Origin of the sequence: Mesorhizobium sp. B2-1-3A (assembly GCF_006442655.1) — a bacterium.
Lineage (GTDB): Bacteria > Pseudomonadota > Alphaproteobacteria > Rhizobiales > Rhizobiaceae > Mesorhizobium.
In genome coordinates, this window is the sequence record NZ_VFWK01000009.1 from 301,840 (window position 1) to 328,414 (window position 26,575).

General features: G+C 64.0%; 29 protein-coding genes. 16 read left to right on the forward strand and 13 right to left on the reverse strand.

The window, feature by feature from the left end:
• Nucleotides 1–55: 55 nt before the first annotated feature.
• The 3 genes from rho to hemE form a co-directional block, all read right to left on the reverse strand.
• On the reverse strand, nt 56–1,321 hold the full coding sequence (gene rho / locus FJ977_RS32360) for a transcription termination factor Rho (RefSeq protein ID WP_081294988.1): 1,266 nt from the start codon (nt 1,319–1,321) through the stop codon (nt 56–58).
• A gap of 216 nt (nt 1,322–1,537) precedes the next feature.
• Complete coding sequence (gene hemJ / locus FJ977_RS32365) at nt 1,538–2,074, reverse strand: protoporphyrinogen oxidase HemJ (protein WP_140776336.1); 537 nt, start codon at nt 2,072–2,074, stop codon at nt 1,538–1,540.
• On the reverse strand, nt 2,074–3,105 hold the full coding sequence (gene hemE / locus FJ977_RS32370; protein WP_140776338.1) for a uroporphyrinogen decarboxylase: 1,032 nt from the start codon (nt 3,103–3,105) through the stop codon (nt 2,074–2,076). Before hemE ends, hemJ begins: the two co-directional genes overlap by 1 nt.
• Before the next feature lie 403 nt (nt 3,106–3,508).
• Here hemE and FJ977_RS32375 point away from each other — a divergent pair, with 403 nt between their 5' ends.
• The 5 genes from FJ977_RS32375 (at nt 3,509) to dnaQ (ending at nt 7,435) form a co-directional block, all read left to right on the forward strand.
• A complete protein-coding gene (locus FJ977_RS32375; RefSeq protein WP_140776340.1) occupies nt 3,509–4,330 on the forward strand; it encodes a pyruvate, water dikinase regulatory protein in 822 nt (273 codons plus the stop codon).
• Between the two features lie 142 nt (nt 4,331–4,472).
• Entirely contained in the window at nt 4,473–5,072 is a 600-nt protein-coding gene (locus FJ977_RS32380) for a Maf-like protein (protein ID WP_140776342.1), read from the forward strand.
• Complete coding sequence (locus tag FJ977_RS32385) at nt 5,065–5,907, forward strand: shikimate dehydrogenase (RefSeq protein ID WP_140776345.1); 843 nt, start codon at nt 5,065–5,067, stop codon at nt 5,905–5,907. The genes FJ977_RS32380 and FJ977_RS32385 overlap by 8 nt, the downstream gene beginning before the upstream one ends.
• Nucleotides 5,904–6,491 carry a dephospho-CoA kinase gene (gene coaE, locus FJ977_RS32390; protein WP_140776347.1) on the forward strand — a complete coding sequence of 196 codons (588 nt, stop codon included), beginning with the start codon at nt 5,904–5,906 and terminating at the stop codon, nt 6,489–6,491. The genes FJ977_RS32385 and coaE overlap by 4 nt, the downstream gene beginning before the upstream one ends.
• 218 nt (nt 6,492–6,709) lie before the next feature.
• Entirely contained in the window at nt 6,710–7,435 is a 726-nt protein-coding gene (gene dnaQ / locus FJ977_RS32395; protein ID WP_140776349.1) for a DNA polymerase III subunit epsilon, read from the forward strand.
• 3 nt (nt 7,436–7,438) lie between these two features.
• On the opposite strand, the gene FJ977_RS32400 is transcribed toward dnaQ, so the two are convergent.
• From FJ977_RS32400 to FJ977_RS32410, 3 genes are read right to left on the reverse strand one after another with little or no spacing between them, the layout of a single operon-like run.
• On the reverse strand, nt 7,439–8,389 hold the full coding sequence (locus FJ977_RS32400) for an alpha/beta hydrolase (RefSeq protein WP_140776351.1): 951 nt from the start codon (nt 8,387–8,389) through the stop codon (nt 7,439–7,441).
• 18 nt (nt 8,390–8,407) lie between these two features.
• Nucleotides 8,408–9,088, reverse strand: a complete 681-nt coding sequence (locus FJ977_RS32405; protein ID WP_140776353.1) for an isochorismatase family protein — start codon at nt 9,086–9,088, stop codon at nt 8,408–8,410.
• A complete protein-coding gene (locus tag FJ977_RS32410; RefSeq protein WP_140776355.1) occupies nt 9,085–10,380 on the reverse strand; it encodes a Xaa-Pro peptidase family protein in 1,296 nt (431 codons plus the stop codon). Before FJ977_RS32410 ends, FJ977_RS32405 begins: the two co-directional genes overlap by 4 nt.
• A gap of 266 nt (nt 10,381–10,646) precedes the next feature.
• Between FJ977_RS32410 and FJ977_RS32415 the strand changes: the two genes are divergently transcribed.
• Both FJ977_RS32415 and FJ977_RS32420 read left to right on the forward strand, forming a co-directional pair.
• The gene (locus FJ977_RS32415; RefSeq protein WP_140776357.1) at nt 10,647–10,886 is read left to right on the forward strand and encodes a hypothetical protein; all 240 of its coding nucleotides are present in this window, start codon (nt 10,647–10,649) and stop codon (nt 10,884–10,886) included.
• A gap of 21 nt (nt 10,887–10,907) precedes the next feature.
• Nucleotides 10,908–11,216 carry a hypothetical protein gene (locus FJ977_RS32420; RefSeq protein ID WP_140776359.1) on the forward strand — a complete coding sequence of 103 codons (309 nt, stop codon included), beginning with the start codon at nt 10,908–10,910 and terminating at the stop codon, nt 11,214–11,216.
• A 49-nt stretch (nt 11,217–11,265) separates the two neighbouring features.
• Here FJ977_RS32420 and FJ977_RS32425 read toward each other — a convergent pair whose 3' ends face one another.
• The 6 genes from FJ977_RS32425 to FJ977_RS36015 all read right to left on the reverse strand — a co-directional run bounded on the left by FJ977_RS32425 (nt 11,266) and on the right by FJ977_RS36015 (nt 17,561).
• Nucleotides 11,266–12,234 carry a GlxA family transcriptional regulator gene (locus FJ977_RS32425; RefSeq protein WP_140776361.1) on the reverse strand — a complete coding sequence of 323 codons (969 nt, stop codon included), beginning with the start codon at nt 12,232–12,234 and terminating at the stop codon, nt 11,266–11,268.
• A 270-nt stretch (nt 12,235–12,504) separates the two neighbouring features.
• Nucleotides 12,505–13,686, reverse strand: coding sequence for a PLP-dependent aspartate aminotransferase family protein (locus tag FJ977_RS32430; protein WP_140776363.1), 1,182 nt, complete (start codon nt 13,684–13,686; stop codon nt 12,505–12,507).
• Nucleotides 13,683–15,122, reverse strand: coding sequence for a pyridoxal-phosphate dependent enzyme (locus tag FJ977_RS32435; protein WP_140776365.1), 1,440 nt, complete (start codon nt 15,120–15,122; stop codon nt 13,683–13,685). Before FJ977_RS32435 ends, FJ977_RS32430 begins: the two co-directional genes overlap by 4 nt.
• A 253-nt stretch (nt 15,123–15,375) precedes the next feature.
• The gene (locus FJ977_RS32440; protein WP_140776367.1) at nt 15,376–16,734 is read right to left on the reverse strand and encodes an FAD/NAD(P)-binding protein; all 1,359 of its coding nucleotides are present in this window, start codon (nt 16,732–16,734) and stop codon (nt 15,376–15,378) included.
• Nucleotides 16,735–16,759: 25 nt separating this feature from the next.
• Nucleotides 16,760–17,236 carry an Rrf2 family transcriptional regulator gene (locus tag FJ977_RS32445; RefSeq protein WP_140776369.1) on the reverse strand — a complete coding sequence of 159 codons (477 nt, stop codon included), beginning with the start codon at nt 17,234–17,236 and terminating at the stop codon, nt 16,760–16,762.
• A gap of 169 nt (nt 17,237–17,405) precedes the next feature.
• A complete protein-coding gene (locus tag FJ977_RS36015) occupies nt 17,406–17,561 on the reverse strand; it encodes a hypothetical protein (protein WP_181180133.1) in 156 nt (51 codons plus the stop codon).
• Nucleotides 17,562–18,147: 586 nt separating this feature from the next.
• On the opposite strand from FJ977_RS36015, the gene tauA reads away from it, so the two are divergent.
• The 8 genes from tauA (at nt 18,148) to FJ977_RS32485 (ending at nt 25,399) form a co-directional block, all read left to right on the forward strand.
• Nucleotides 18,148–19,161, forward strand: a complete 1,014-nt coding sequence (gene tauA / locus FJ977_RS32450; protein WP_140776371.1) for a taurine ABC transporter substrate-binding protein — start codon at nt 18,148–18,150, stop codon at nt 19,159–19,161.
• 227 nt (nt 19,162–19,388) lie between these two features.
• Entirely contained in the window at nt 19,389–20,162 is a 774-nt protein-coding gene (locus FJ977_RS32455) for a taurine ABC transporter ATP-binding protein (protein ID WP_140776373.1), read from the forward strand.
• Nucleotides 20,159–21,019 (forward strand): ABC transporter permease subunit, encoded by an 861-nt coding sequence (locus tag FJ977_RS32460; RefSeq protein ID WP_140776375.1) that lies wholly within the window; start codon nt 20,159–20,161, stop codon nt 21,017–21,019. Before FJ977_RS32455 ends, FJ977_RS32460 begins: the two co-directional genes overlap by 4 nt.
• Nucleotides 21,020–21,047: 28 nt before the next feature.
• Nucleotides 21,048–21,236, forward strand: coding sequence for a hypothetical protein (locus FJ977_RS32465; RefSeq protein ID WP_140776378.1), 189 nt, complete (start codon nt 21,048–21,050; stop codon nt 21,234–21,236).
• A 375-nt stretch (nt 21,237–21,611) separates the two neighbouring features.
• Nucleotides 21,612–22,565 carry a sulfonate ABC transporter substrate-binding protein gene (locus tag FJ977_RS32470; protein ID WP_140776380.1) on the forward strand — a complete coding sequence of 318 codons (954 nt, stop codon included), beginning with the start codon at nt 21,612–21,614 and terminating at the stop codon, nt 22,563–22,565.
• Between the two features lie 89 nt (nt 22,566–22,654).
• Nucleotides 22,655–23,818, forward strand: coding sequence for an FMNH2-dependent alkanesulfonate monooxygenase (ssuD, locus tag FJ977_RS32475; protein ID WP_181180139.1), 1,164 nt, complete (start codon nt 22,655–22,657; stop codon nt 23,816–23,818).
• Entirely contained in the window at nt 23,815–24,591 is a 777-nt protein-coding gene (locus FJ977_RS32480; protein ID WP_140776384.1) for an ABC transporter permease subunit, read from the forward strand. Before ssuD ends, FJ977_RS32480 begins: the two co-directional genes overlap by 4 nt.
• A gap of 10 nt (nt 24,592–24,601) precedes the next feature.
• On the forward strand, nt 24,602–25,399 hold the full coding sequence (locus FJ977_RS32485) for an ATP-binding cassette domain-containing protein (protein WP_140776386.1): 798 nt from the start codon (nt 24,602–24,604) through the stop codon (nt 25,397–25,399).
• A 73-nt stretch (nt 25,400–25,472) separates the two neighbouring features.
• Here FJ977_RS32485 and FJ977_RS36020 read toward each other — a convergent pair whose 3' ends face one another.
• Nucleotides 25,473–25,649, reverse strand: a complete 177-nt coding sequence (locus tag FJ977_RS36020) for a hypothetical protein (RefSeq protein WP_181180134.1) — start codon at nt 25,647–25,649, stop codon at nt 25,473–25,475.
• Between the two features lie 309 nt (nt 25,650–25,958).
• Here FJ977_RS36020 and FJ977_RS32495 point away from each other — a divergent pair, with 309 nt between their 5' ends.
• Nucleotides 25,959–26,327 (forward strand): septal ring lytic transglycosylase RlpA family protein, encoded by a 369-nt coding sequence (locus FJ977_RS32495; RefSeq protein ID WP_056574162.1) that lies wholly within the window; start codon nt 25,959–25,961, stop codon nt 26,325–26,327.
• The last annotated feature ends 248 nt before the right edge of the window (nt 26,328–26,575 follow it).

Consider the following 26,575-nt stretch of genomic DNA (forward strand, 5'->3'; position numbering starts at 1 on the left):
CTGGCCCCACCCGCTGCACGGATCGGCCCTTCCCACAAGGGGGAGGGTAAGAGCCTTACGTGTTCATCGAATCGAAGAAGTCGGCGTTGGTCTTGGTCTGCTTCAGCTTGTCGATGAGGAACTCGATCGCGTCGGTGGTTCCCATCGGCGCCAGGATGCGGCGCAGCACGAAGATCTTCTGCAGGTCGGAGCGCGGAACCAGCAGGTCCTCCTTGCGGGTACCGGACTTCAAGATATCCATGGCCGGATAGATGCGCTTGTCGGCGACCTTGCGGTCGAGCACGATTTCCGAATTGCCGGTGCCCTTGAACTCTTCGAAGATGACTTCGTCCATGCGGCTGCCGGTGTCGATCAGCGCCGTGGCGATGATGGTCAGCGAACCGCCTTCCTCGATGTTGCGCGCCGCGCCGAAGAAGCGCTTCGGGCGCTGCAGGGCGTTGGCGTCGACACCGCCGGTCAGCACCTTGCCGGATGACGGCACCACGGTGTTGTAGGCGCGGCCGAGACGGGTGATGGAATCGAGCAGGATGACGACGTCACGGCCATGTTCGACCAGGCGCTTGGCCTTTTCGATGACCATTTCAGCGACTTGGACGTGGCGCACCGCCGGCTCGTCGAAGGTCGAGGAGACGACCTCGCCCTTCACCGAGCGCTGCATGTCGGTCACTTCTTCCGGCCGCTCATCGATCAAAAGCACGATCAGATAGCATTCGGGGTGATTGGTGGTGATCGAGTGGGCGATGTTCTGCAGGAGCACCGTCTTGCCGGTGCGCGGCTGCGCCACGATCAGGGCGCGCTGGCCCTTGCCGAGCGGCGCCACCAGGTCGATGACGCGCGGCGAGATGTCCTTGGAGGTCGGAACCTCCATCTCCATCTTGAGCCGCGAGGTCGGATAGAGCGGCGTCAGATTGTCGAAGTGGATCTTGTGACGGATCTTCTCGGGATCGTCGAAATTGATGGTGTTGACCTTGAGCAGCGCGAAATAGCGCTCGCCCTCTTTCGGACTGCGGATCGGCCCTTCGACCGTATCGCCGGTCTTCAGCGAAAAGCGCCGGATCTGCGACGGCGAAATATAGATGTCGTCGGGACCTGGCAGATAGTTGGCGTTGGCCGAACGCAGGAAGCCGAAACCGTCCTGAAGCACTTCGACCACGCCGTCGCCGATGATCTCGACGTCCTGGGCGGCCAGTTTCTTCAGGATCGCGAACATCAGCTCCTGCTTGCGCATGACGCTGGCGTTCTCCACCTCGAGCGATTCGGCATAAGCGATCAGCTCTGGCGGTTTCTTGTTCTTGAATTCGGTAAGTTTCATTTCTTGCATAGACGGACTCTGGGTGAGCTTTGGGAAAAAATATCGGCGGGATGCGACAAATGCCGGGCGCGGCCGAAAACAATGAGGGGCGGCGCATGACGGGAAGGAAGACCCGTCTTTTATCGTCGGTCGGATGAAAGAGCAAGCCGCGTTTTGCGGGCTGAAAAAGCCCGAAGCGCGGCATGTCGTTATCTATAAACCGCGACCACTTTCGCGCGGCCTGCGTCAGAACGGTTTGACGACAACCAGGATCACGATTGCGACCATCAGCAATGTGGGGATCTCATTGACGATCCGCCAGTGCTTCGCGGACTTTTCGTTGCGATCTTCAGCGAATTTCCGCACCGCGCCGGCCAGATAGCCATGAACACCGGACAACAGAAGCACCAGGCCGATCTTGGCGTGCAGCCAGCCGCCCTGGAAGCCAAAGACTTTCCAGGCGAGCCACAGCCCGAACACCCAGGTGACGATCATCGCCGGATTGATGATGCCTCGCAGCAGGCGCCGCTCCATCACCTTGAAGGTCTCCGACTGCACCGAACCTTTCTCGGCATCGACGTGATAGACGAACAGCCGCGGCAGATAGAGCATGCCGGCCATCCAGGAGATGACGGCGAGGATATGGATCGCCTTTGCCCAGGGGTAGAAGCCTTCGGGTGCGACGAAAAACAGAAGCGCTGTCAGCACAATCAGGATGCCGATGCTGATGATCATGCGCATCATCGCCTGGCCGGTGCTGTTGGTGTTGTTCATATCAGCCATCAGCGTACCGCGCTCCTCACCTGTTTCACCATAGCCTCGACATGCGCGATCGGTGTCTCCGGCGTGATGCCGTGGCCGAGATTGAAGATCAGCGGTCCGTCTCCCAGCGCCTTCAGAATGGTCTCGACGCCATCGGACAGCGCCTTGCCGCCAGCCACGAGACGCAAGGGATCGAGATTGCCCTGAACAGCCCCAGAGCGCTGCAGGTCCTTCGCCGCCGCCAGCGGCACCGTCCAATCGATCCCCAGCCCCGTCACGCCGGTCTTTTGGCGATAGGTCCGGTAGCGGGCGCCGGCACCCTTGGGAAAACCGATGATCGGTACATCGGGATGGACCGCCCGAACCTGCCTGACGATCTCGGCCACCGGCCAGACGCAAAACTGGTCGAACGACGCATCGTCGAGCACGCCGGACCAGGAATCGAAAATCTGCACGACGTCGGCGCCGGCCTCGATCTGGCGGATCAGATAGGCCGCCGAATGATCGGCGAGCACCTTCAAAAGATGTTGAAACGCCGCCGGCTCACGATAGGCGAACAGCCGCGCCGGCGCCTGGTCGGGGGTTCCATGGCCGGCAATCATGTAGGTCGCCACCGTCCACGGCGCGCCGCAGAAGCCGATCAGGGTGGTTTCATCAGGCAGTTTTGTCCGCAACCGGCGAACCGTCTCATAGACCGGTTCGAGATTCACGTGAAACACATCGCTTTCCAGAGCCATGATCTCGGCAACCGAGATCGGCGTCAAAAGCGGCCCTCGCCCTTCCTCGAAGCGCACGTCGCGGCCGAGCGCATGCGGAACGACAAGGATATCCGAGAACAGGATCGAGGCATCAAAGCCGAAGCGCTCGATCGGCTGCAGCGTCACTTCGACGGCGAGGTCGGGATCGTAGCAGAGGTCGAGGAACGAACCGGCGCGCCTGCGTGTTTCACGATACTCTGGCAGATAGCGCCCGGCCTGACGCATCATCCAGAGTGGAGGCGGAAACACTGCCTCGCCCTTCAGGACGTCCAGCATGATCCGGCTTTTGGGCATTGCACGCTCGCCTCTCCCAGCCTTCCTATAATCAAAGATTCTTATATCTAAGATTCTTCTGATTCTAAGAGTCTGTTGGTTGTGGTGGTTGTCACCTGTCCCGCTTCGCCAGGCAAAAAGCCAGCAAGCATATTGTCGCGCGCTTCTCTCTCCCGGCTGCGGGGTTCTGGGGACAGTCTGGAATCTATCATTGGAGTCAAAGCCTTGGAACATCCAGCAAAAACCCGGCCCTGTGGATGGCCTGAAGGCAAAAGAACCCGTCCCCAGATTTGTCCCCAGCCGCTCGGCGAAGCTGACAGACGATCGAATTGTGGACAAACCGGCATCTGATACAGTCGCCCCCCACGGTCCTGTCTTTCCATCCGACCTTATCCACATCCGCCCACAGCCCCAGGTGATCCCTGTGAACAAACCCCAGAGCTTCTTTCACCTGCATCTGATTTCCGATGCGACCGGCGAAACGCTGCTCGCCGCCGGGCGGGCGGCTTCGGCGCAATACAAGGATGCGCGCGCCATCGAGCACATCTACCCTCTCATCCGCACCGAAAAGCAGGTGGCCAAGGTGTTCGAGGACATCGAGGAGGAGCCGGGCATCATTCTCTATACGGTCGTCGACCAGAAGCTGGCGCGCGGCATCGACGAGCGCTGCGCCACCATGGGCCTGCCCTGTGTCTCCGTGCTGGAACCGGTGCTCACCGTCTTCCAGTCCTATCTCGGCACGCCGGCCGGCCGGCGGGTCGGCGCCCAGCACGTTCTCGACGCCGAATATTTCCGCCGCATCGATGCTCTCAACTTCACCATGGACCATGATGACGGCCAGCTGCCGCTCAACATGGACGATGCCGATGTCGTGCTGATCGGCATCTCGCGCACTTCGAAGACGCCGACCAGCATCTATCTCGCCAATCGCGGCATCAAGACCGCCAACATACCGATCGTGCTCGGCGTGCCGGTGCCGGAAAGCCTGGTCGCCGCCAGGACACCGCTGATCGTCGGGCTGATCGCCACCGCGGAGCGCATCTCGCATGTCCGCCAGAACCGTATCCTCGGCAACAGCAGCTCCTACGTGCCGACCGACTATGTCGACCGCGCGGCGATCAACGAGGAGCTCGCCTACGCCCGACAGATCTGTACCCGTCACGGCTGGCCGATGATCGATGTCAGCCGCCGCTCGATCGAGGAAACGGCCGCGGCGATCGTTGCCCTGAGAGGGAAGAACAGATAATTGGGGCCGGGCTGCGCGGTGATGGCACCCCACCGCCGCGAAGCTTGAAGGTCACGGCATGCCGTGACGGTGGCCAAGGGGTGCGGCGGTTGAATGCGCGCCACTCAGCCAGCATCCCAACCACAATACCCAGGCACAAACCATGACCGAAAAAATCATCCTCGCCTCCGGCAGCCCGTTCCGCAAGGCGATGCTCGTCAATGCCGGGCTCGACATCGAGGCGGTGCCCGCCGAAGTCGATGAGCGCGCGCTCGAGGCACCGTTGCAGGACAGCGGGGTTTCGCCCGAGGATGTCGCCCTGGTGCTGGCCGAGGCGAAGGCGACCGAGGTCAGCGAGCGCCGGCCCGGCGCGCTGGTGCTTGGCTGCGACCAGACCTTGTCGCTCGGCGACGAGGTGTTCCACAAGCCGGCCGACATGGAGGGTGCGCGCCGCCATCTCCTGGCGCTATCGGGCAGGACGCACCAGCTCAACAGCGCCGCCGTATTGGTCCGTGACGGCAAGGTGCTGTGGCGCCATGTCGGTATCGCCTCCATGACCATGCGCAAGCTCGACCCCGGCTTCATCGGCCGGCATCTTGCCCGTGTCGGCGCCAGGGCGCTGGCCAGCGTCGGCGCCTACCAGATCGAGGGTGAAGGCATCCAGCTGTTCGAGAAGATCGAAGGCGACCACTTCACGATTGTCGGCCTGCCGCTTTTGCCGCTGCTGGCGGAACTGCGCACTCTGGGAGCCATCGATGGCTGAGGCAACGAAGAAGGCCTTCGTCACCGGCCATCCGATCAAGCATTCGCGCTCGCCGAAGATTCACGGCCACTGGCTGGCAAAACACAGCATTGACGGCAGCTACCAGGCCATCGACGTGGCGCCGCAGGATTTCGCCGAATTCATCGCGACATTGCAGGCAAACGGGTTTCGCGGCGGCAATGTCACCATCCCGCACAAGGAAGCCGCCTTTGCGCTCGCCGCTCGCCGTGACCAGGCGGCCGAGGAGATCGGCGCCGTCAACACGCTGTGGTTCGAGGAGGGCGTCCTGTGGGGCGGCAACACCGATGGCCACGGCTTTGCCGCCAACCTGGATGACTACGCGCCGGGCTGGGCGAACACCGGACCCGCGGTCGTGCTTGGCGCCGGCGGCGCGTCGCGCGCCGTCATCCAGGCGCTGAAGCAGCGTGGCGTCAGCGATATCCGCATCGTCAACCGCACGCTCGCCCGGGCGCAGGAATTGCGCGACCGTTTCGGCGCCGGCGTTTCGGCGCACGGCACGGCGGCGACCGACGAATTGCTGGCCGACGCCGGCCTGCTGGTCAACACCACCGCGCTCGGCATGGTCGGCAATGAAGGCCTCTCCGCCGATCCGGCCTTGCTGCCGGACCATGCCGTCGTCACCGACCTCGTCTATGTGCCGCTGGAGACGCAGCTGCTCGCCGCCGCGCGCGCCAGGGGGCTGAAAACGGTCGACGGTCTCGGCATGCTGCTCAACCAGGCCGTGCCCGGCTTCGAACACTGGTTCGGCGTCAGGCCCAAGGTCACGGCCGAGCTGCGCGCGCTCATCGTCGCCGATCTGGTGCCGAAACCATGATCGTGCTCGGCCTTACCGGTTCGATCGGCATGGGCAAGTCGACGACGGCAAAAATGTTCGCCGAGGCCGGCGTGCCGGTCCACGATTCCGACGAGACGGTGCATCGCCTCTATTCCGGCGCGGCGGCGCCTTTGGTCGAAGCCGCCTTTCCCGGCACCACGGTTGGCGGTGTGGTCGATCGCGTAAAGCTTGGCGCGCGCGTCCTTGGCGATGCCGCCGCGCTGAAGCAGCTGGAAGCGATCATCCATCCGCTGGTTCGCGCCGATGCCGACGCCTTCCTGGCCAGGCATCGTAACGCTGGCGAATCAATCGCCGTGCTTGACATCCCGCTGCTGTTCGAAACCGGCGGCCGTGGGCGGGTCGACAAGGTCGTCGTCGTTACGGCGCCTGCTGAAGTGCAGCGCCAGCGCGTGCTGGCGCGGCAGGGCGTGACGGAAGAGAAACTGGCGGCCATCCTGGCCAAGCAGGTGCCGGATGAGGAGAAACGCAGGCTAGCGGATTTCATCATCGACACCGGCCAGGGTCTGGATGCCGCGCGTGCCCAGGTCGATGCAATCATTGCGGAGTTGATCGGGTGTCACTGACGCTTCCTTCCCTTCTCCCCCTGTGGGAGAAGGTGTCGCCGAAGGCGACGGATGAGGGGTGCTCCAGGGAACGCCAACGTCTCACTCCGCTGGAACACCCCTCATCCGTCTCGGCGCTAACGCGCCGATCCACCTTCTCCTACAAGGGGAGAAGGGAAAAGAGGCATTGCCATTTTGTTCCGGCCTCGTGATTCTGCTCCTTTGGAGCGACTGATTCGATGCGCGAGATCATCTTCGACACGGAAACCACCGGCCTTGATTCGCGCGACGATCGCGTGATCGAGCTGGGCGGCGTCGAACTGGTCAATCGTTTCCCGACCGGCAGGACCTTCCACCACTACATCAACCCGCAGGGCCGGGCGATCCATGAGGAGGCGCAAGCGGTGCACGGCATCAGCGCGGCCGACCTCGCGGGCAAGCCGACCTTTGCCGAGATCGCGCAGGCGTGGCTCGACTTCACCGACGGCGCCAAGCTGGTCGCCCACAACGCGACCTTCGATATCGGCTTCCTCAATGTCGAATTCGGCCGGCTCGGTCATCCCGTCGTCGATCCCGGCCGCGTCGTCGATACGCTGGCGCTGGCGCGCCGCAAGCACCCGATGGGGCCCAATTCGCTCGACGCGCTCTGCCGGCGCTACGGCATCGACAACACGAAGCGCACCAAGCACGGCGCGCTGCTCGATTCCGAATTGCTGGCCGAGGTCTATATCGAGCTGATCGGCGGCAAGCAGGCCGCCCTCGTCCTCGACAGCTCGACAGCACCGGCGCGAGGCGGCGAAAATGTCCGGCACATTGAGATCATCGTCGCCCAACGCCCAGCCCCATTGCCGTCGCGCCTCACCGAGGCCGAACGCGCCGCCCATGCCGCCATGGTCGCCACGCTTGGCGAAAAGGCGCTTTGGCTGAAGGCGACGTCACCCGATTCAAATACCGCGACGTCGTAGACTTCAGTACGGCCATTCGCTCCGGCCCAGCGCGCCAGCCGCCGCGATGATGCGCGCGAATGCCTCGGCGGCTGCGGGCACCGTGGTGCGGGCGCGCAGGAAACTGTGAACCAGGCGCTTCTCCTCATGCCACCATGCCTTGCCGCCGGCGGCCAGGATGCGGTCGCGGTAGGTCTCGCCTTCGGATGACAGCGGATCGCACTCGGCCGTGATGACCACCGTCGGCGGCAGGCCGGAAAAGTCGCTGTCGCGCAGCGGCGAGAAGGTAGGATCGTCGGGCGCCTGCCGCTTGGCCGAGCGGACGTCGCGGTAGAAGGCGATATCGCTGACGGACAGCAACGGCGCCTCCGCATGTTCGACATAGGAACCCTTGCTCTCGTCGCCGCCGAGACCGGGATAGATCAGCACCTGGCCGATCGCGGTCCGGGCGTGTTGGCGCGTCGCGTGCGCCACCGCGGCGGCCAGGTTGCCGCCGGCGCTCTCGCCGCACAGCACGAGCGGCAGGTCTGACGTCGCCACCGCCCATGCGAAAGCGGTCATCGCATCGTCGAAGGCGGCGGGATGGACATGCTCGGGCGCCAGCCGGTAGTCGACCGACAGCACGTCGAAGCCGGTGCCGGCGCAGAGCTCGGCGCAGATGTCGTCATGGCTGTCGAGCCCGCCAAGGATGAAGCCGCCGCCATGGAAATGGAGCACCATGGCGCGCGCGGGGCTGCCGCCGGGCTGGTAGTGGCGGATCGGGATGTCGTGGCTCGGCGCGGCGACCAGGCCGTCGCTGACCTTGACCGCTGTCGGGCGCCCTTGATGGAAGGCCCGGCACATCCTGTCATAAACCGCGCGCTGCTTGTCGATCGGCAGGCCGGTGATCTCGGGCGGATACCACGCGTTGACGCTGTCGATATAGGCCCACAGCGCTGGATTGAGCCGTGTTTCGTACTTGCCGCGGCCGGTCATGTCAGCCTGCCCAACCTGTCACAGATCCGCGTAGAGGGCGGCTGCGTTATCGAAACCGAAGCGCAGCGGCACCGAGCCCTCGACCTGCCAGGCGGAGACCGCCTCTCCGGCCAGCAGCCGGCAGGCGCCGTCCGTGTCGGTGACCGCGCCGCCATAGAGCCGGTTGGCAAGGTTGAGGATGCCGGTCTGGTGCATGGCCGCGCTGCCGCTGCCGCAGGCATCCTTGACCAGCAGCACGCGAAAACCTTTCGCAACCGCATCCTTTACCGATGCGTCGATGCAGGCCTCCGTCCACACACCAGCGATGACCAGCCATTCGATGCCGGAGGCCTTGAGTCGATCGGCGGCTGAGCCAGTGCGAAAGGCGCTGGCCTCGGCCTTGACCAGTAGCGCCTCGCCAGCGGCAGGCGCCACCTCATGGCAGATTTCGGTCAGCGGATCGCTTTTGTCGGAGAAAGCCGATTTGCCGTCGGCGCCGACGGGATGAAAGGGCCGGTCCTGCTTGTCGAGGTCGACGATATAGGCCCAGTGCTGGAGCGGCACGTGGTTTGCGCGCGCCGCTTCCTGCAGGCGCTGGACATTGGCCAGGATCCCGGCGAAGCCTTCGACCAGATAGCGCGGGTCCTGCCGGTGCTCTTCCTGCAGGTCGATGAAAACGGCGGCCACGGTGCCGCGCTTGATGGCGATGGGAGCCTTCACGCCAGAAACTCATCCTCATAGGGGAAGCGCGACAGAAGCTCCGTGCCGGTGTCGGTGATCAGGATCTCGTCCTCCAGCTTGACACCCTCGCGGCCGCCCTTCTCGCCAATATAGCTTTCCACGCTCACCACCATGCCTGGCACGATATGGCCGTCGCGGCCATAGGTCTCGTAATCCATGGCATGCGCGATAAACGGCGTCTCGCCATGCATGCCGACGCCGTGCATCACCGAAGTATAACGCTGGTCGACGAAACGGTCCGGGATCTTCCAAGCCTTCTCGGCGATTTCGCGGAAAGCCATGCCGGGTTTGACGATCGAGATATTGTGCTGAACCTGGTCATGCGCCATGCGGTAGAGCGACTTCTGGTAAGCGGTCGGCTTGCCCGGTCCGCAGCGGAAGGTGCGGGAGAAATCGGAATAGTAGCCGTAGCAGCCGATCGTGTCGGTATCGAGCGCCAGCAGTTCGCCGGGTCGGATCTTGCGGCCGCTGGCTTCGTTGAACCACGGATTGGTGCGCTGGCCTGATGTCAGGAGCCGCGTCTCGATGAATTCGCCGCCCTGGCGGATGACCTCGCCATACATGATGGCGAACAGGTCGTTTTCGGAAACGCCGGGCTTGATCGCCTCGCGCACCGCATAGACCGCGGCTTCAGCGCCGGCCATCGACACTTGCAGGCATTTCACCTCCTCCGGCGTCTTCACCGCGCGCACCGCCAGGATTTCGCCCTGGCAGTCGCGGACCTCGCAGCCGCGCTTCTCCAGCGCCAGCGCCTGCAGATGGCTGCAGCGGTCGAGCCCGAGCTTCATCGAGCCGCCGCCATGTTTTTTCAACAGCTCGGCGATCTCGTCGGCGAACGGCCCGGCGGTTTCGTCGTCACGGCCGGAGACAGACGACCAGACCAGCTTGGACGGACGCGCCTCGTCGATCGTGTCGAGCACCATCGAGACATGGTAGCTCTGCGGGTATTCGAACAGCACGATCGGCCCTTCGGTCGGGATAAAGAAATAACGGGTCGAGTTGCGCAGGAAGTAGCCGAACATGTTGCGCGAGCCGGTGGCGTAGCGCTGGTTGTAGGGGTCGAACAGCACGACGCCGCCATAACCAGCCTCGCGCATCCAGTCGCGCAGCTTGGCCAGCCGGCCTTTGCGAAGAGCGTCGGCATCGATGAAGGACGGCTCGGTGTCCGACAGCCACATGCCGCCGGCCGGATCGGCGGCGGCCGGGTGGCGCATGCGGTCCTTGAAGTCCACGTCCTCGGTGCTGTCGGGGTCGAATACGACGATGCTCATGGGTGCCTGGCCTTGGGTGGATTGCAAGGTCGGAGCATGGAGCATGAGCTGCGAGAGCGTTGTGCGGAAAACCGCATTTGTTGTGCGGAATGCCGCTACACCCTAGGCCAGAGCCCATCAACGAACGATCGAGTTCGATCTTTAGTTGACGGCGATCACCTCGTGATAGAACGCTCTGGGGCTGCAGTGTCTCTCCCACGGGCTAGCGAGCGAACTACTGCTAACCGCCCATTGCGGGCCATGCATCATTCGCGGATATTGATGGCATGATTGAATTGGCCGGACGGAACTATGAAGCCACGATTGGCAGTGATGTCCAACGTGATGGCATGTATCTGGAGCTTGTCGACCAAGATAATCACATAGTCGGTGAGATTTTCTTCTCAGATGTCGATGGGAAGATGACCATTACCTTGTGTCAGGCTGAAGTGCCTGTTGAAGTAGTCGAATGGATGATTGCCCGAGCCAACGTTCGCCTGCCACCAACCGATCCTGTTACCCGCTAACAACAGATCGGGAAGAGTGCTGTGCAAACCTTCGGTGAAAGAATGATCGGCAAATTGATCCGCTCTATCGAAAGGAGCGAGCCGGGGTTTGGGATCAGCGTTCTTTTCTCCGACGGCACTGGGCTTACCGTTTATACAGAAGTGTCCCTGCGCATGAGTGACAAAGCAGGCGAATCGTATATCGAACGCGTTACATCCACCGATCAAAGAATTACCCTTCACTTAGGCGGGGATGACTTCGTCGCGATTTCGATCGACCGCCAAAAACACGACGCCGTCGAGCTGTTCGTCTACCAAGACACAGACGGCACCTTTGTCGTCGAGAACTAAGCGACCCCTCTCTGCCCGCTGGCTACAACCAGCAGGTTGAGGTCTGCCGCTAATGCCGCCTCGCCAGTTTCGGCGGATGGCCATGCTCCTCGCGAAAGGCCCGGGCAAAGCTCGACATCGAGGCAAAGCCGCAGGCCAGCGCCACGTCGCGCACGGCGAGCGTCGAATGCGCTAACAAGTCGGCGGCGCGCTTCAGCCTGAGCCGCCGGTAGTAGCCATTGGGCGAGATGGCGAGTTCGGCGCGGAAGGAGCGCTCGAGCTTGTCGGAGGACACGCCAAGCCGTGCGGTGAGCTCGGCCATGCCGAGCCTTTCCTCAACCGCATCCTCCATGATGGCGATGGCCGACAGCACCAGTTCGTTCTGCACGCCGGTGCGTAGCCTGAGCGGCATCAGCTTGCGGTCGACGCTGGAGCGCAGCTGGCTGTGCACGAACCATTCGGCGACGCCGGCGGCAAGCTCGGCGCCATAGTCTCTTGTGATAATCTCCAGCATCATGTCGAGGCTGCCGACACCGCCGGCCGACGTAAAACGCTTGCGGTCGATGACATAGAGGTCGCGCCGCAGCTCGATCGTGGGAAAGGCCTCGGTGAAGGCGGCCTGGCTGGTCCAGTGCAAGGTGCAGGCATGGCCGTCGAGCAGGCCCGCGCGGGCGAGGAAGAACGCCGCATCGGCCACCGCGCCGATATGGGCGCCTCCGCGCAGGCTGCGGCGGATCCAGTTTGCCGCGTCCTCGGCGACCAGATGATCGGCATCGCCGCCGGAGCAGACGACGATGCGGTCGACCTTAGGCGCATGCTCGGCATAAAAGCCCGGCTGGATGACGACCCCGTTCGAGGCCTCGACGGCCCCTTTCGTGCCGCCGACGATGATCCAGCGGTAGCACTCCCGCTTCGCCAATATGTTCGCGGCGCGCAGCGGCTCGATGACGGAACTGAACGCCATCATCGGAAAGCCGGGGAACACCAGCACCGCGAAAGTGAGGGGCTCGGTGGGTTTTTCGGGTTCGCGCGTCGCCATGGGCGCTACATCTCGGGCGAATGGTGCGCGAGGTCAACCTGGGGTGATGCCGATCGACAACCATGAAACGTCGGCGCCGCCCCTCATTGCCCTGCCGGGCATTTCTCCCCGTAAACGGGACGAAAGAGGCTAACCGCCGCCGCCGGCGATTGGCGAAACCGGTGATGACAGCGCCCCTCGCCCCGTTTACGGGGGGAGAATGCCGGCAGGCAGGTGAGGGGCAGCGCCGGCTTTGGAGATTGGCTGGTTCCTACGAGAGCGCCGCCGCTTCTATCCCCCCAGCGCCTGCTCCAGATCCGCGATCAGGTCATCGCCATCCTCGATCCCGGCCGACAACCTTACCAGCGAATCCGATATGCCGATCTCGTCGCGCTTCTCGGCGGGAATGGAGCCATGCGTCATCAGCGCCGGATGCTCGATCAGGCTTTCTACGCCGCCGAGGCTTTCGGCGAGCGTGAACAGCTGTGTGCGTTCGAGGAAGCGTTTGGTTCCGGCAAGGTCGCGGTCGAGCACGGCTGATATCATGCCGCCGAAGGCATGCATCTGCTGGACGGCGATGGCGTGCTGCGGGTGGCTGGCGAGACCGGGATAGATGACCCGGCGGATATCTTTTCGCGCTTCCAGCCACTGCGCGATCTTCAGCCCGTTGTCGGAATGCCGCTCCATCCTGAGCGCCAAGGTCTTCAGGCCGCGCAGCGCCAGGAAACTGTCGAACGGGCCCGAGATGGCGCCGATGGCGTTCTGCAGGAATTTCAGCTGGGCGGCGAGATCCTTGTTGTCGCCGACGACCGCCACGCCGCCGACCATGTCGGAATGGCCGTTGAGATATTTGGTTGTCGAATGGACGACGATATCGATGCCGAGTTCCAGCGGCCGCTGGATATAGGGGCTGCAGAACGTGTTGTCGGCGACCGTGAGAACCCCCTTGCGCTTGGCCAGCGCCGCGACGCCTTCGAGGTCGACGATGCGCAGCAGCGGGTTGGTCGGCGTCTCGACCCAGAGCAGTTTCGTTTCAGGCCGGATCGCGGCCTCTACCGCCGCAAGATCGGTGAAGTCGACGAAGCTGACCTGAAGATTGGCCGAGCGCTTGCGCACCCGCTCCATCAGCCGAAAGGAGCCGCCATAGATGTCGTCGGTGGCGACGATATGGGCGCCGGAATCGAGCAGCTCCAGCACCGTCGAGACCGCCGCCAGGCCGGAAGCGAAGGCAAAGGCGGCCGTGCCGCTTTCCAGGTCGGCCAAGGCGCGCTCGAAGGCGAAGCGCGTCGGGTTCTGGCTGCGTGCGTATTCGAAACCCTTGTGCACCCCGGGCGACTGCTGGCCGTAGGTCGAGGTGGCATAGATAGGCACCATCACCGCGCCGGTCAGCGGATCGTGGCTCTGGCCGCCATGGATGGTGCGCGTCGAGAAGGCCAGGCGGTTCTTGCCGGCCGGCGGGGTATGTCTGGTCATCGTGCGCGCCTCAGATGGTTGATCAGGTCGATGCGGGTTATCAGGCCGACGAACTCTTCGCCGTCGAAGATGATGGCGACCTCGTTGCGGTCGAACACCGGCAGCAGCGCATCCAGCGTCTGGCTGGCCTGCAGCGTGTGCAGATTGGAGGTCATGGCCGTGCGCACCGGGCCGTTGAAGCGCTCCCAGCGCCCGTCATAGGGGCCGTCCACCTTGGCCAGTATATCGCTCTCGTCGACGATCCCGACGAGCTTGCCATTGTCGAGCACCGGCAGCTGCGAAACGTCCGAGCGGCGCATGCGGCCATAGGCGTTGAGCAGGCTTTCGTCCGGGCCGACAAAAACGGTGTCGCCGGTGCGGTGCGAGCGCATGACGAGGTCGCGCAGATCGCCATGCTGCTCGTGCTCGGCCAGCCCCTGCTCGGCCAGCCAGAAATCGTCGAACACCTTGGACAGGTATTTGTTGCCGCTGTCGCAGACGAAGGTGACGACGCGCTTTGGCACCGTCTGCTCGCGGCAATAGCGCAACGCGGCCGACAGAAGCGTGCCCGACGACGAGCCGGCCAAAATGCCTTCGCGCGACAGGAGGTCGCGCACCGCCAGCATGCTCTGCTTGTCCGTGATGGAATAGGCCTTCTTGACCAGCGACAAATCGGCATTGGGCGGCACGAAATCCTCGCCGATGCCTTCCACCGTCCAGCTGCCGGCCTCTTCCATCTTGCCGGTCTTGATCAAGGGCGCCAGCACCGAGCCGACAGGGTCGGCCAGCACCATTTCGGTCTTCGGCGACACCTTGGCGAAGTAGCGGCCAAGCCCGGTCAGCGTGCCGCCCGAGCCGACGCCGACGACCACCGCGTCGACATTGCCGTCGAGCTGCGAAAAGATCTCAGGGCCGGTGGTCGTTTCATGCGCCAGCGGGTTGGCTGGATTGGCGAACTGGTTGGCGTAGAAAGCGCCGGGCACCTCCGCCGCGATCTTCTCGGCCATGTCCTGGTAATATTCGGGGTGGCCCTTGCCGACATCGGAACGCGTCATGCGCACCTCGGCGCCGAGCGCGCGCAGATGCTGGATCTTTTCGCGCGACATCTTGTCGGGCACGACCAGCACGATGCGGTAGCCCTTGGGGATGCCGACCTGGGCTAGGCCGAGGCCGGTATTGCCGGCGGTCGCCTCGACAATGGTGCCGCCCGGCCTGAGTTTGCCTTGCCTTTCGGCGGCGGCGATCATCGACAGCGCGATGCGATCCTTGATCGAGCCGCCGGGATTCTGGCTTTCAAGCTTGATGAACAGCCGGCATTTGCCGGTGTCGAACTTGGTCAGCTCGACCACCGGCGTCTGGCCGATCAGGTCGAGAACCGATTTGTAAGGTGGCCGCAGGCGGGACGTTGCGCTTTCCGAGGGACCGCTGTCAGGCGCGGCGACCTTCTGCTCGCTCATTCAGATGCTCCATGATCGATCAAGCGACCGCCCAGAGCATGATGCCGAAGTGTGAGCGGTTTTCGGGCGACATCATGCTCTATTTCTTTGATTGAGCCGGCAGAGCGGCAGCGTAGCTTCTTTTCCAGCCGTTTACAGTTGGAAAGAAGATAGATCGTGCCAATCAGACGGCCAGACGGGGAATGAAATTCCAGTTTGTAGCATGGTCGGCAGGCCAGAGGGGGGCGCCGTAGAGCGCAACCCCATCAGCAATTCACCCCAGCAACTGCTTGCTCAGCCTTGCACACTGCACGCGAATATCCGGAATGGCGTCGATCTCGAAGAAGGTGCCGCGTGTCAGCGGGCCGACGGCGAGGATCTTTCGCGAGACCGTGCCGTCGCTGGCGATGATCTCGCAATTGGGCGACACGTCGAGACCGATGCGCATCGGGTCCGGCCGCGCGAGCCCGCGATCGACCAGCGAGCGCACCACGCTGTTCGAGGAGGTCGAAATGTCACGCACGATGCCCGAGCAATCATAGATACGGGCGACGTCAAAAGTCTCGACCAGCTGGCTGTGGCGCGACTGGACGTCGACGGTGAAGGTCTTCCCCGGCACGATGCCGACGACGCGGCCGGCGACAAGCCGGATGCGGCCGGATTGCACGGCCTCGGTCACCTTGGCGTAGACTTCGGGCGCCATGCGATGGCGGTGGATGTCCCACCAGGCCTTGGTGTGCTCGACGAAGCGGCGCTTGGCGGAAGCCGGCCAGTTCTGCCAGATCTTCTGGTTGAAGGGACGCAGGCCGTCGACCACGTCGCGCCAGTCGATGCCGGCCTTCTGGTTCTCGCGGATCAGGTCGCGGAACCAGCCGACGAAATAGGAAAGCTGGGTGCCGAGCGGGATGTCGGCGACGTCGAGCTTGATCGGATTGCCCTTGCGGTGCGGCGACGGCAGCAGGCCGCGCCGGGAAACGGCGATGATCTTGCCGGTGTGGCCGCGCTGTTCCAGCGCCAGGAACGCGTCGACCATGCTGAGGCCGGTGCCCAGCACCATCACGGGGCTGTGCGGATCGAGCGCGGTGTCGGCTTCCGAGCCCATGCGGATCGCATGGCCTTGCGCCGGCTGTTCGTCATGGCCGGTGGCGAGTATCGCCAGATGGGCGACGACGCTGGTGCCGTTGGCGAGCGCCACCTCGACGCCGGACGGTGTCGGCGTGATCGACAGGCTCTCCTCGTGGATCAGGCGAAGCCGCCCGGTCGGCTGTTCGCGCGCTTCGAGTTCGTCGAGCAGCTCGCCGAGATAGCGGGCGTAGATGCTGCGCGGCGCGTAGAATGGTGTCTGTGGCGTCTGCTCCTGGCTCACAAGGCCGCGCGCCTGCAGCCAGCGCCAGAAATTGCCGGGGTCGTCGGCATAGGCGCTCATGCCGGCGGCACTCACATTCAGCACATGCGCCGACAGCAGCGTCGAATAGGCGATGCCCTGGCCGAAATGCGGGCGCTTTTCGACCAGCGTGACACGCAGATCCGGATTGGGCGATTTCAGGAGATGCGCGGCCAGCACGACGCCCGAGGCGCCGCCGCCGACAATGATGATCGAGTTGGGGATGATCGAATTGGCACGCCCGCTCATGCGCGTTCCCGCATTATGCGAAGCGTCAGGCCTGGACCTTCACCGCGACCGGAAGATCGCCGATCTCCCTCGCGACCGTGAGGTCGTCGAGACCGATATCGCGCATTTCGGCGAGGCTGCGCTGGTCGAGCACCTCGGCGATCGCCTGCCGGACCTCCAGCATCACGTGTCGGACTTGGCATGTCGCCTCGTTGCAGTCTTCGCAGCGCTGATATTGTGTGCGGCTGGCGCATGGAATTGGGGCCAGCGGCCCGTCGAGGACGCGCACGACGTGGCCGACCTTGATCTCCTCGGCAGGGCGCGCGAGGCGGTAACCGCCATCCTTGCCCTTGCGGCTCTGGACGAAACCGGCATTGCGTAGCTCGCCCAGGATGGCGTCAAGAAACTTCTTCGGGATGTTGTTGCCGGTTGCGATGTCGTTGACGAAAGCGAGCTGCCCGGCCGGCATCTGCGCGAGGTGTACAAGCGCCTTGAGGCCGTACTTGCCTTTTTTCGTGAGCATAAACCGAACGTTTCTCTGTCATGCGATGGCTTGAAGCCATCCGTTGCGAAACGCCTGGCGTGCCTCCCCGCCGCGTCCAAGCATCCATGACACATAAATTCTAGTGACATGATATACAAGCCGAGAGCTGTTGATTTTGCTTTGTTTTCAAGCCGTTTTGGCCATTTTGTCAGGCTTTTGTGCCATTAAGGGCACAGAAATGCACATCGACGGCCCCAAAGCGAGGGATGGCTCCAGTCGGGCCGGTCGTGTCGCGCGCCGACGCACGCGCCGCCGACAGCCGATGCATGCCGCGAACGATCATGGTGGTGGGGTGCCCGCTCATCGTCGCCTCCAATTCCCTCATGTCGATAAGGATACTATACTTACCCTCGAACACCCGGAACGGCTTGTCAATTCCCGTGCTGTTTGGGGCATGGATTTGCGTGATGTTGGCCTGGGTAAGAATTTATCATTCGTGCGTGAACGGCACAGACAGCAGTCGAGTGCCGGAGCCTCTACAACGTCGTCATCCACGGGCGGAGCAGCCGCGAAGCGGCGTCGCGGAGACCCGAGGATCCATTCCGTGACGTTGACCGAAGAGTGCAGCGGTGCAGAGTTCTGAACCGTGGCGACGCTTACATGTCACGGCATGGATCCTATGGTCTGCGCCGCGTCGCTTCGCTCCTTGCTCCGCCATAGGATGACGAAGGTTGGAAGGTTCGCGGAGCGCCATTCCTGCTCCTACAGCGGTCTGTCATCGGAGCAGCGACAGCGGGCTGCAGCCGCCCTATGCGCTCTGGCCTTCCGCTACCGGCGGATTTTTTCCAACAAACCCACCGTCGTTGGAAGGATTTAACTCTACAAGACCGATAGAATTAGCGGACTATCATAGGGCAATCCGGTTTTCTCTGTTTTCATGGAGCCCTTTGATGTCCACCATTTCGCGACGCATTCTCCTTCTGTCGTCGGCAGCCCTTGCCGGCGCCGCCTTCCTCGGCCCGGCCCTGGCCGATGACCTGAAGATCACCATCGGCTACCAGACGGTGGTCGAGCCCTCCAAAGTGCCGCAGGCCGATGGCGCCTATGAGAAGGCCACCAAGGCCACGATCGACTGGCGCAAGTTCGATTCCGGTGCCGATGTCATCGCCGCGGTCGCTTCCGGCTCGGTCGACATCGGCTATGTCGGTTCGAGCCCGCTGGCGGCGGCGGCCAGCCGTGAACTGCCGATCCAGACGATTTTCGTCGTCGGCCTGATCGGGCCGTCCGAGGCGCTTGTCGCGCGCAACGGCGCCGGCATCGAGAAGGTCGCCGACCTCGCCGGCAAGAAGGTCGCCGTGCCCTTCGTCTCGACCACGCATTACAGCCTGCTCGCCGCGCTCAAGCATGAGAATGTCGATCCGAAGTCGGTTGAGATTCTCAACCTCAGGCCGCCGGAAATCGCCGCCGCCTTCGCGCGCGGCGACATCGACGCGGCCTATGTCTGGGATCCGGCACTCGGCCAGATCAAGACGACAGGCAAGGTCGTGCTGGATTCCTCGCAAGTCGCCGCCTGGGGCGCGCCGACCTTCGACGCCTGGATCGTGCGCACCGATTTTGCCGAGAAGAACCCGGAAGCGGTGCGCGACTTCGTCAAGGTGACCGGCGCCGCCTATGCCGAATACCTCGCCAAGCCCGACGCCTGGTCGGTGTCGTCGCCTGAGGCCGGCAAGATCGCCAAGCTCACCGGCGCCAAGCTCGAAGAGGTACCCGAATTGTTGAAGGGCTACGTCTTCCCGACGCTCGAGGAGCAGGCCTCCGACAAGTTCCTCGGCGGCGGCACGGTCAAGGCGGTCGCGGCGGCATCCGCCTTCCTCAAGGAGCAGGGCAAGGTCGACGCCGTGCTTCCGGACTACTCGAAATACGTGACATCGAAATACGTCACCGAGGCGCTGGCCTCGAACTGAAACCAGTGCTGAGGCGTCCCCGCATGTCCTGACGGGCACGCGGCGGCGCTCAAATGGCTCGCGCGCTCCTTCCCTGACGCCGCGTGCTGCCTGCCCCGGACCTGCTGACGAGGAGCCGTTCCGGGGCAGTCGGATTTCCCATTCGTTTGAGCATGATCTCTGGACAAACGGAAACCGTCCGCGAAAACCGGACGCCACTTTTCGGGATCATGCTCTGAGAGGCCCCCATGCCGCATCTCGTGCTCGACAAAGTCTCGATCCATTATGAGGGCCAGCCGGCACCCGCCGTCGAGCGGGTGTCGATCGACATCGCCAAGGATGATTTCGTCGTCCTTGTCGGCCGCTCCGGTTGCGGCAAGACCTCGCTGCTCAATGTCGCCGCCGGCCTCGTCGCGCCTTCGCGCGGCACGGCCACGATCAACGGCCAGCCGATCACGGCACCTGGTTCGGATCGCGCCGTGGTGTTCCAGAACGATGCGCTGTTTCCCTGGTTGACGGCGCGCGAGAACGTTGCCTTCGCGCTGCGCCTGCGCGGTGTCAAGCCGGCCGAGCGGGCGCGCCGCGCTGACGAGCTTCTAGCGCTGGTGAAGCTTGAGCGTGCCGGCGACAAGCGCATCTGGGAGCTTTCCGGCGGCATGCGACAGCGTGTCGGCCTTGCCCGCGCGCTTGCCGCCGAACCGCAATTCCTGCTGCTCGACGAGCCGCTCGGCGCGCTCGATGCGCTGACGCGCGAGCGCATGCAGACGACACTGCTCGATCTCTGGACGGCAAGCCATGCCGGCGTGCTGATGGTCACCCACGGCATCGAGGAGGCGCTGGTGCTCGCCACCCGCATCGTCGTGCTGGCGCCCGGCCCCGGCCGCGTGGTGCGCACTTTCGAACCCGGCTTCTCCAGGCGCTACGCCTCGGGCGAGGCCATCCGCGCGATCAAGGCCGATCCCGCCTTCGCTGCGGCGCGCGGCGAACTGACCGACGCGATCTTCGAGGGAGAGGCGGCATGACCATTTCCTCCTACACCGAACGCCCCGCCCCGAGGACCGAAGAGGCCGACGGCCTGTCGGTGCCGTGGTCGCGGCCAAGCCCGAAACGCAGGGGCGTTTCGGCGCGCATGGTCAGCGCGGTCACCATACTGGTGGCGCTGGCGGCGTGGGCGCTGTCGGCCCGCCTGCAGCTGGTGTCGCCGGTATTCCTGCCCTCGCCGGTCGCCGTCTGGAACAAATTCATTGTCGTCATCAGGGATGGTTTCGTCGACGCGACGCTGCTGCAGCATGTCGTCGCCAGTCTCGGCCGCGTGTTCGCAGCACTCGTCGCGGCGATCCTCGTCGGTGTGCCGGTGGGTCTCGCCATCGGCGTCAGCACTGTCGGACGCGGCATTTTCGATCCGCTGCTGGAATTCCTGCGGCCGATCCCGCCGCTCGCCTATTTGCCGCTGGTCATCATCTGGTTCGGCATCGGCGAGCCGTCGAAGATCCTGGTGATCGCCATCGCCATGCTGGCGCCGGTGGCATTGTCCACCGCCTCGGGCGTTCGCGGCGTCTCGCAGGAGCGCATCAACGCGGCGCGTTCGCTTGGCGCGACAAGGCGCCAGGTGGTCCGCCACGTGATCCTGCCCAGCGCGCTGCCCTCGATCCTGACCGGACTGCGCATCGCGCTCGGTGCCGGCTGGTCGACGCTGGTCGCGGCCGAACTGGTCGCGGCGACGCGCGGACTTGGCTTCATGATCCAGTCCGCGGCCCAGTTCCTGGTCACCGACGTGGTGATCATGGGCATCCTGGTGATCGCGGCCATAGCCTTCGTGCTCGAATTCACCATCCGCAGGATCGAGCGCGCGCTCGTCCCGTGGGCGGGACGGGAGTGACCAACCGCAAGTGCAGGAGAGAATGACCATGACCCATTCCACCGCCGTGCTGTTCGCCCATTTCGGCAACTGGCTGCTGGGCCTTGCCTCCGACCGCAAGGCGACGAAGGAGGACACCCCGCGATCGCCGGCACCGGTCCCGTTCCAGGCCGGGCGCGACCGCCTGCCGCCGCGCGACGAGAGCTTCTACTGGGCCTGGCAGTACTGGTCGCAGTGACTGGCGAAACCATGGACAGAGCGCCCCTCGCTCCGTTTACGGGGAGAGATGCCGGCAGGCAGGTGAGGGGCGGCGCAGACCTAGGTATGCAATCGAGGTCCGGCGAATACGGGTCCAAGTTAATGCTGCAGGCTACCAGTCCAATGCCGGCGCTGCCCCTCATTGCCCTGCCGGGCATTTCTCCCCGTGAACGGGGAGAAAGAGACTAGCAACGGCCGCCGCCGCTTGACCAAGCGGCTGAAAAACCATTCCGCCCTCCAACCTCATCTCGCAAAATCGTTCCTCTACTAAATTTATAGAACTACCTAGCCTGATCTCTCTTCCAACCGGCGAGGACATGGTCCCGGCGCCGATCCGCAACGAAGGAGAGGGATCATGTTCAATTTGACGAGGCGCGCTTTCGGCATCGGCCTTGTGGCCGCGACGGTCATCCTGTCGTTCGGCGCCGCGGCGCAGGAGCTGAAGCAGTTCAGCATCGGCTATCAGAAAACCGGCCTGCCGGTGATCGCCCGGCAGCAGCAGGTCATCGAAAAGGCGCTGGGCGACAAGGGCGTCACCGTCAAATGGGTCGAATTCACCGCTGGCCCGCCACTGGTCGAGGCGCTCAATGTCGGCGCCATCGACGCCGGCTGGACCGGCGACGCGCCGCCGATCTTCGGCCAGTCGGCGGGCGCCAACATTGTCTACGCGGCGGCACTGCCGTCCAATGGCGACGGCGAGGCGATCTTCGTCAAGCCGGCGTCGCCGGTCCAGTCGGTCGCCGACCTTAAGGGCAAGCGCGTCGGCGTCGGCAAGGGCACCAGTGCGCATAATCTGCTGGTCGCCGCGCTGGAAAAGGCAGGCATCCCCTTCGATCAGGTCACGCCGGTCTATCTCAGCCCCGCCGATGCCGCCGCCGCCTTCGCCAGCGACCAGATCGATGCCTGGGCGGTCTGGGATCCCTTCTTCGCAATCGCCGAAACGCGTTATCAGCCGCGTGTTCTGGCCCGCTCCAGCGAAGTGCTCAAGGTCAACACCTATTTCCTCGCCAACAAGGATTTCGCCAAGGCGCATCCCGAGATCATCACCACGACGATCGCCGCTCTCGGCGAGGCGGCGAAATGGGCGGACCAGAACCGCGACAAGGTGGCCGAGGCGCTGCATGAGGTGACCGGCGTGCCGCTCGACGCACAGACGATTGCCGCCAACCGCACCAAATTCGGCATCTTTCCGATCACCGACGAGATCACCGCCGGCCAGCAGGCGACAGCCGACCGCTTCTACAAGCTCGGCCTGATCCCGAAGGCGGTTCGGATCTCCGACGCGGTGTGGACCGCGCCGGGCAACTGATTTTCTCGCACGGCGCCGGGCGGGAACGTCCGGCGCCTTTGTCGTTTCCGCCGATATCTCCAGGAGATCCGCCCGTGACTGCGCCAGACATGACCACACCGGCCGGCACCGCGCCGCTCGATTTCTTCTGGTTCATCCCGACCCATGGCGACGGTTCCTATCTTGGTTCCGAGCAACAGCAGCGGCCGCCGGAGTTCGGGTATTTCAAGGAGATCGCGCAGGCGGTCGACCGGCTCGGCTTTCCCGGCGTGCTGCTGCCGACCGGTCAGAATTGCGAGGATTCCTGGATCACCGCGACAGGACTTGCGACGCTCACCGAAAAACTCAAATTCCTGGTCGCGCTGCGGCCCGGTGTGACGCTGCCGACCTTCGCCGCGCGCCAGACCGCGGCACTCGATCGGCTGAGCAATGGCCGGCTGTTGCTCAATGTGGTGGTCGGCGGCAATCCGACCGAGCTCGCCGGCGACGGCGTCTTCCTGCCGCATGACGAGCGCTACGCCCAGGCGCAGGAATTCCTCACCATCTGGCGCGGCCTGGTATCCGGCGAGCGCGTCAATTTCGACGGCAAATATTACCGCGTCGAGAATGGCCGCCTCGACCTTTTGCCGTTGCAGGAACGGCCGCCGCTCTATTTCGGCGGCTCGTCCGACGCCGGCCAGGATCTCGCCGCCGACCTCGTCGACATGTACCTGACCTGGGGCGAGCCGCCGGCACAGGTGGCCGAGAAGCTCGCTTCTGCGCGCAAAAAGGCAGCCCTGCGTGGCAGAAAACTGCGTTTCGGCATCCGGCTGCATTTCATCGTGCGCGAAACCGAGGACGAGGCCTGGCGCGCCGCCGAGCGGCTGATCAGCCACGTCACCGACGCCCAGATCGAGAATGCGCAGGCGCGTTTCCTCAACCAGATGGACTCGGTCGGCCAGCGGCGCATGGCCGAGCTGCATGGCGGCCGTCGCGACAAGCTGGTCGTCTCGCCCAATCTGTGGGCAGGCGTCGGCCTGGTGCGCGGCGGCGCCGGCACCGCGCTGGTCGGCACGCCCGGGCAGGTCGCCGAGCGGATCCGCGAATACCAGGCGATCGGCATCGATACCATCATCGGCTCCGGTTATCCGCATCTGGAAGAAGCCTACCGCGTCGCCGAGCTTCTGTTCCCACGCCTTGGGCTTGGCACCAGGCGGCAGCGGGCGCACCAGGACATCGCCAATGAATTCTCGGTCGGCTTCCATGGTGCCGCCCGCTTGCAGGCCTCTTCATGAGCTTTTCCGCGCGCCTCCACGCAAACGCCATCGGCTGGGTGTTGCCGGTTCTGGTGATTGCCGGCTGGGAAGCCGCGTCGCGCGCGGGCGTCATGCCGGCCAATGTGCTGCCGGCGCCAAGCGCCGTTGCCGAGGCTTTCTGGCGGCTGACGCTGTCGGGTGAGCTGATCCGCAACATCGGTGTTTCCACGGCACGCGCTCTTGGCGGCTTTGCCATCGGCGGCTCGATCGGATTCGCGCTTGGCCTTGCCAACGGCCTGTCGCGGCTCAGCCGCGGCCTGACCGACACCACGCTGCAGATGATCCGCAACATTCCGCATCTGGCGCTGATCCCGCTCGTCATCCTGTGGTTCGGCATCGACGAGGAGGCAAAACTGTTCCTGGTGGCGCTTGGCGTGTTCTTTCCGATCTACGTCAACACGCTGCTCGGCATCCAGAGCGTCGACCCGCAGCTGGTCGAGATGGGCCGCGTCTACGGCATGGACCGGCGCGCGCTGTTCTTTCGCGTTATCCTGCCCGGCGCGCTGCCGGCGATCTTCGTCGGCCTGCGTTATGCCCTGGGCATCATGTGGCTGACACTGATCGTCGCCGAAACCATCTCGGCCAGTTCCGGCCTCGGCTACATGGCCATGCAGGCGCGCGAATTCCTGCTGATCGATGTCGTCGTGCTGTCGATCCTGATCTACGCGCTGCTCGGCAAGCTCGCCGACAGCTTCGCCCGCCTGCTCGAGCGGCTGTCGCTCGGCTGGCATCCGGCTTTCCAGAACGGATGAGATGCTGTCGATGACCGCTGCCAGCCTGACCGCCGCCCGATCCTTCATCGCCACGCCGGCGCCGGCGCGCCCGGCCATAGCGGTCGAAGGACGGCGCGCCTTCGCCTTCAAGGGCGTGGGAAAGCGCTTTGGCGACAAGATCGTGCTCGACGGCATCGATCTCGAGGTGCCGGCCGGGCAGTTCGTCGCCGTCATCGGTAAGAGCGGCTGCGGCAAGAGCACGCTGCTCCGGTTGCTGGCGGGGCTCGACCGGCCGACATCGGGATCGCTGACGCTGGGCGCCGGGGAAGAGGGCCACAGCCGCACCCGGTTCATGTTCCAGGAGCCGCGTCTGCTGCCCTGGGCCAGCGTGGTGAAAAATGTCGAGGTCGGGCTGACCGGCATCGCTTCCGGCGCGGACGCAACACAGCGCGCTCTCGATATCCTCTCCGAGGTTGGCCTCGCCGATCGTGCTGACGAATGGCCCTCGGTGCTGTCCGGCGGCCAGAAGCAGCGCGTGGCGCTGGCACGCGCGCTGGTCGGCCACCCGCAGATCCTGGCGCTCGACGAGCCGCTCGGCGCGCTCGACGCGCTGACCCGCATCGAGATGCAGCAATTGCTGGAGCGCATCTGGCTCGCCCAGAAATTCACCGCCGTGCTGGTCACGCACGATGTCGCCGAAGCGGTCGCGCTCGCCGACCGGGTGGTCGTGATCAGCGCCGGCAAGATCGCGCTCGATCTGGATGTGCCGGTGGAAAGGCCGCGCCGGCGCGGTTCCGCCGAGCTCGCCCGGCTTGAGGGCACGATATTGGACCGGCTGTTCGGTTAGGGCTTGGGGCAAGACGAACCCTGAGACGTCGGCGGGACAGCGGGGCGCGCCCACGCTCGTCTAGCGACACCCCCTACCGGTTCGCCCACACCAGCCCGGCCAGGCCGACCAGCATAGTCACGATGCCGATATAGAACCATTGCGGCTGGCCGGTCATGAAGCTGCCGCCGACCACGCCGATGCCTTGCAGCAACCACAGCGCACCGATGGCCAGCACAATCAAGGCCAGCAGATTTTTGGTCAGTCTCATTGACGGATCTCGCTTTTCAAGTCGATCGTTGGCCGTGTCGTGACCGTGATGAAAGAGCCAAAGGAAGTGGCACAATCACCTCGGAATCTACTTGGATATTAATCCGGTATCTTGTCAAAACGATCTCGGATATCGGCCCGGAGATCATCGAAAATGGATCAAATTGCGCCGGAATATCCCTGACAGACTGTTACCTGGTGACTCCAAACGTGTGATCTCGCCACGGAACTGACAGATCACTGCCGCATTTCCTGCCTTATTCGGCACCTAACGGCTGGGGTCTGTCAAAAACGGAGCCACCCCTTAAAGATGAAGAACCTAAACCAGACCGCGCTTGTCGCGGTAACGATCGCTGCTGGCCTGATGGTCGGCGCTTCCGCCACTTCGGCGACCGCCGCCGCCGGCCAGTGCGGCCGCGCCTCCTGGTACGCGCTGCACTCGAAAACCGCATCGGGCGAGCGCATGAACCCGTCGGCGATGACCGCCGCCCACCGCACCTTGCCATTCGGCACCAAATTGCGGGTTACCAACCAGAACAATGGTAAAAGCGTCATCGTGCGCATCAATGATCGCGGCCCGTTCATTCGCGGACGCGTGCTCGACCTGTCGAAGGGCGCCGCCGGCCAGCTCGGCTTCATCGGTTCCGGCCACACCTCGGTCTGCATGGCACGCGTTTGATGTGATTATCCCCGGACCATGATCTCCTTCGAAAACCCAAACCAGTTTTCGGGATCATGGTCGGGTGTCCGGCTGCCCGACATATTTCCTACACATTTCGGCAGCGCACACTGAGCCGGCTCCGCCATTCCGGGCGGATTTGCAAGCCTTTGGACGAAAGAACCATTGGTCACGCCACGTGACGTATTGCATCGCAGCAATTAGTTGTTAACTTCGCCGCGAGACATTTGAGGCTCGGCGCTGCTCGT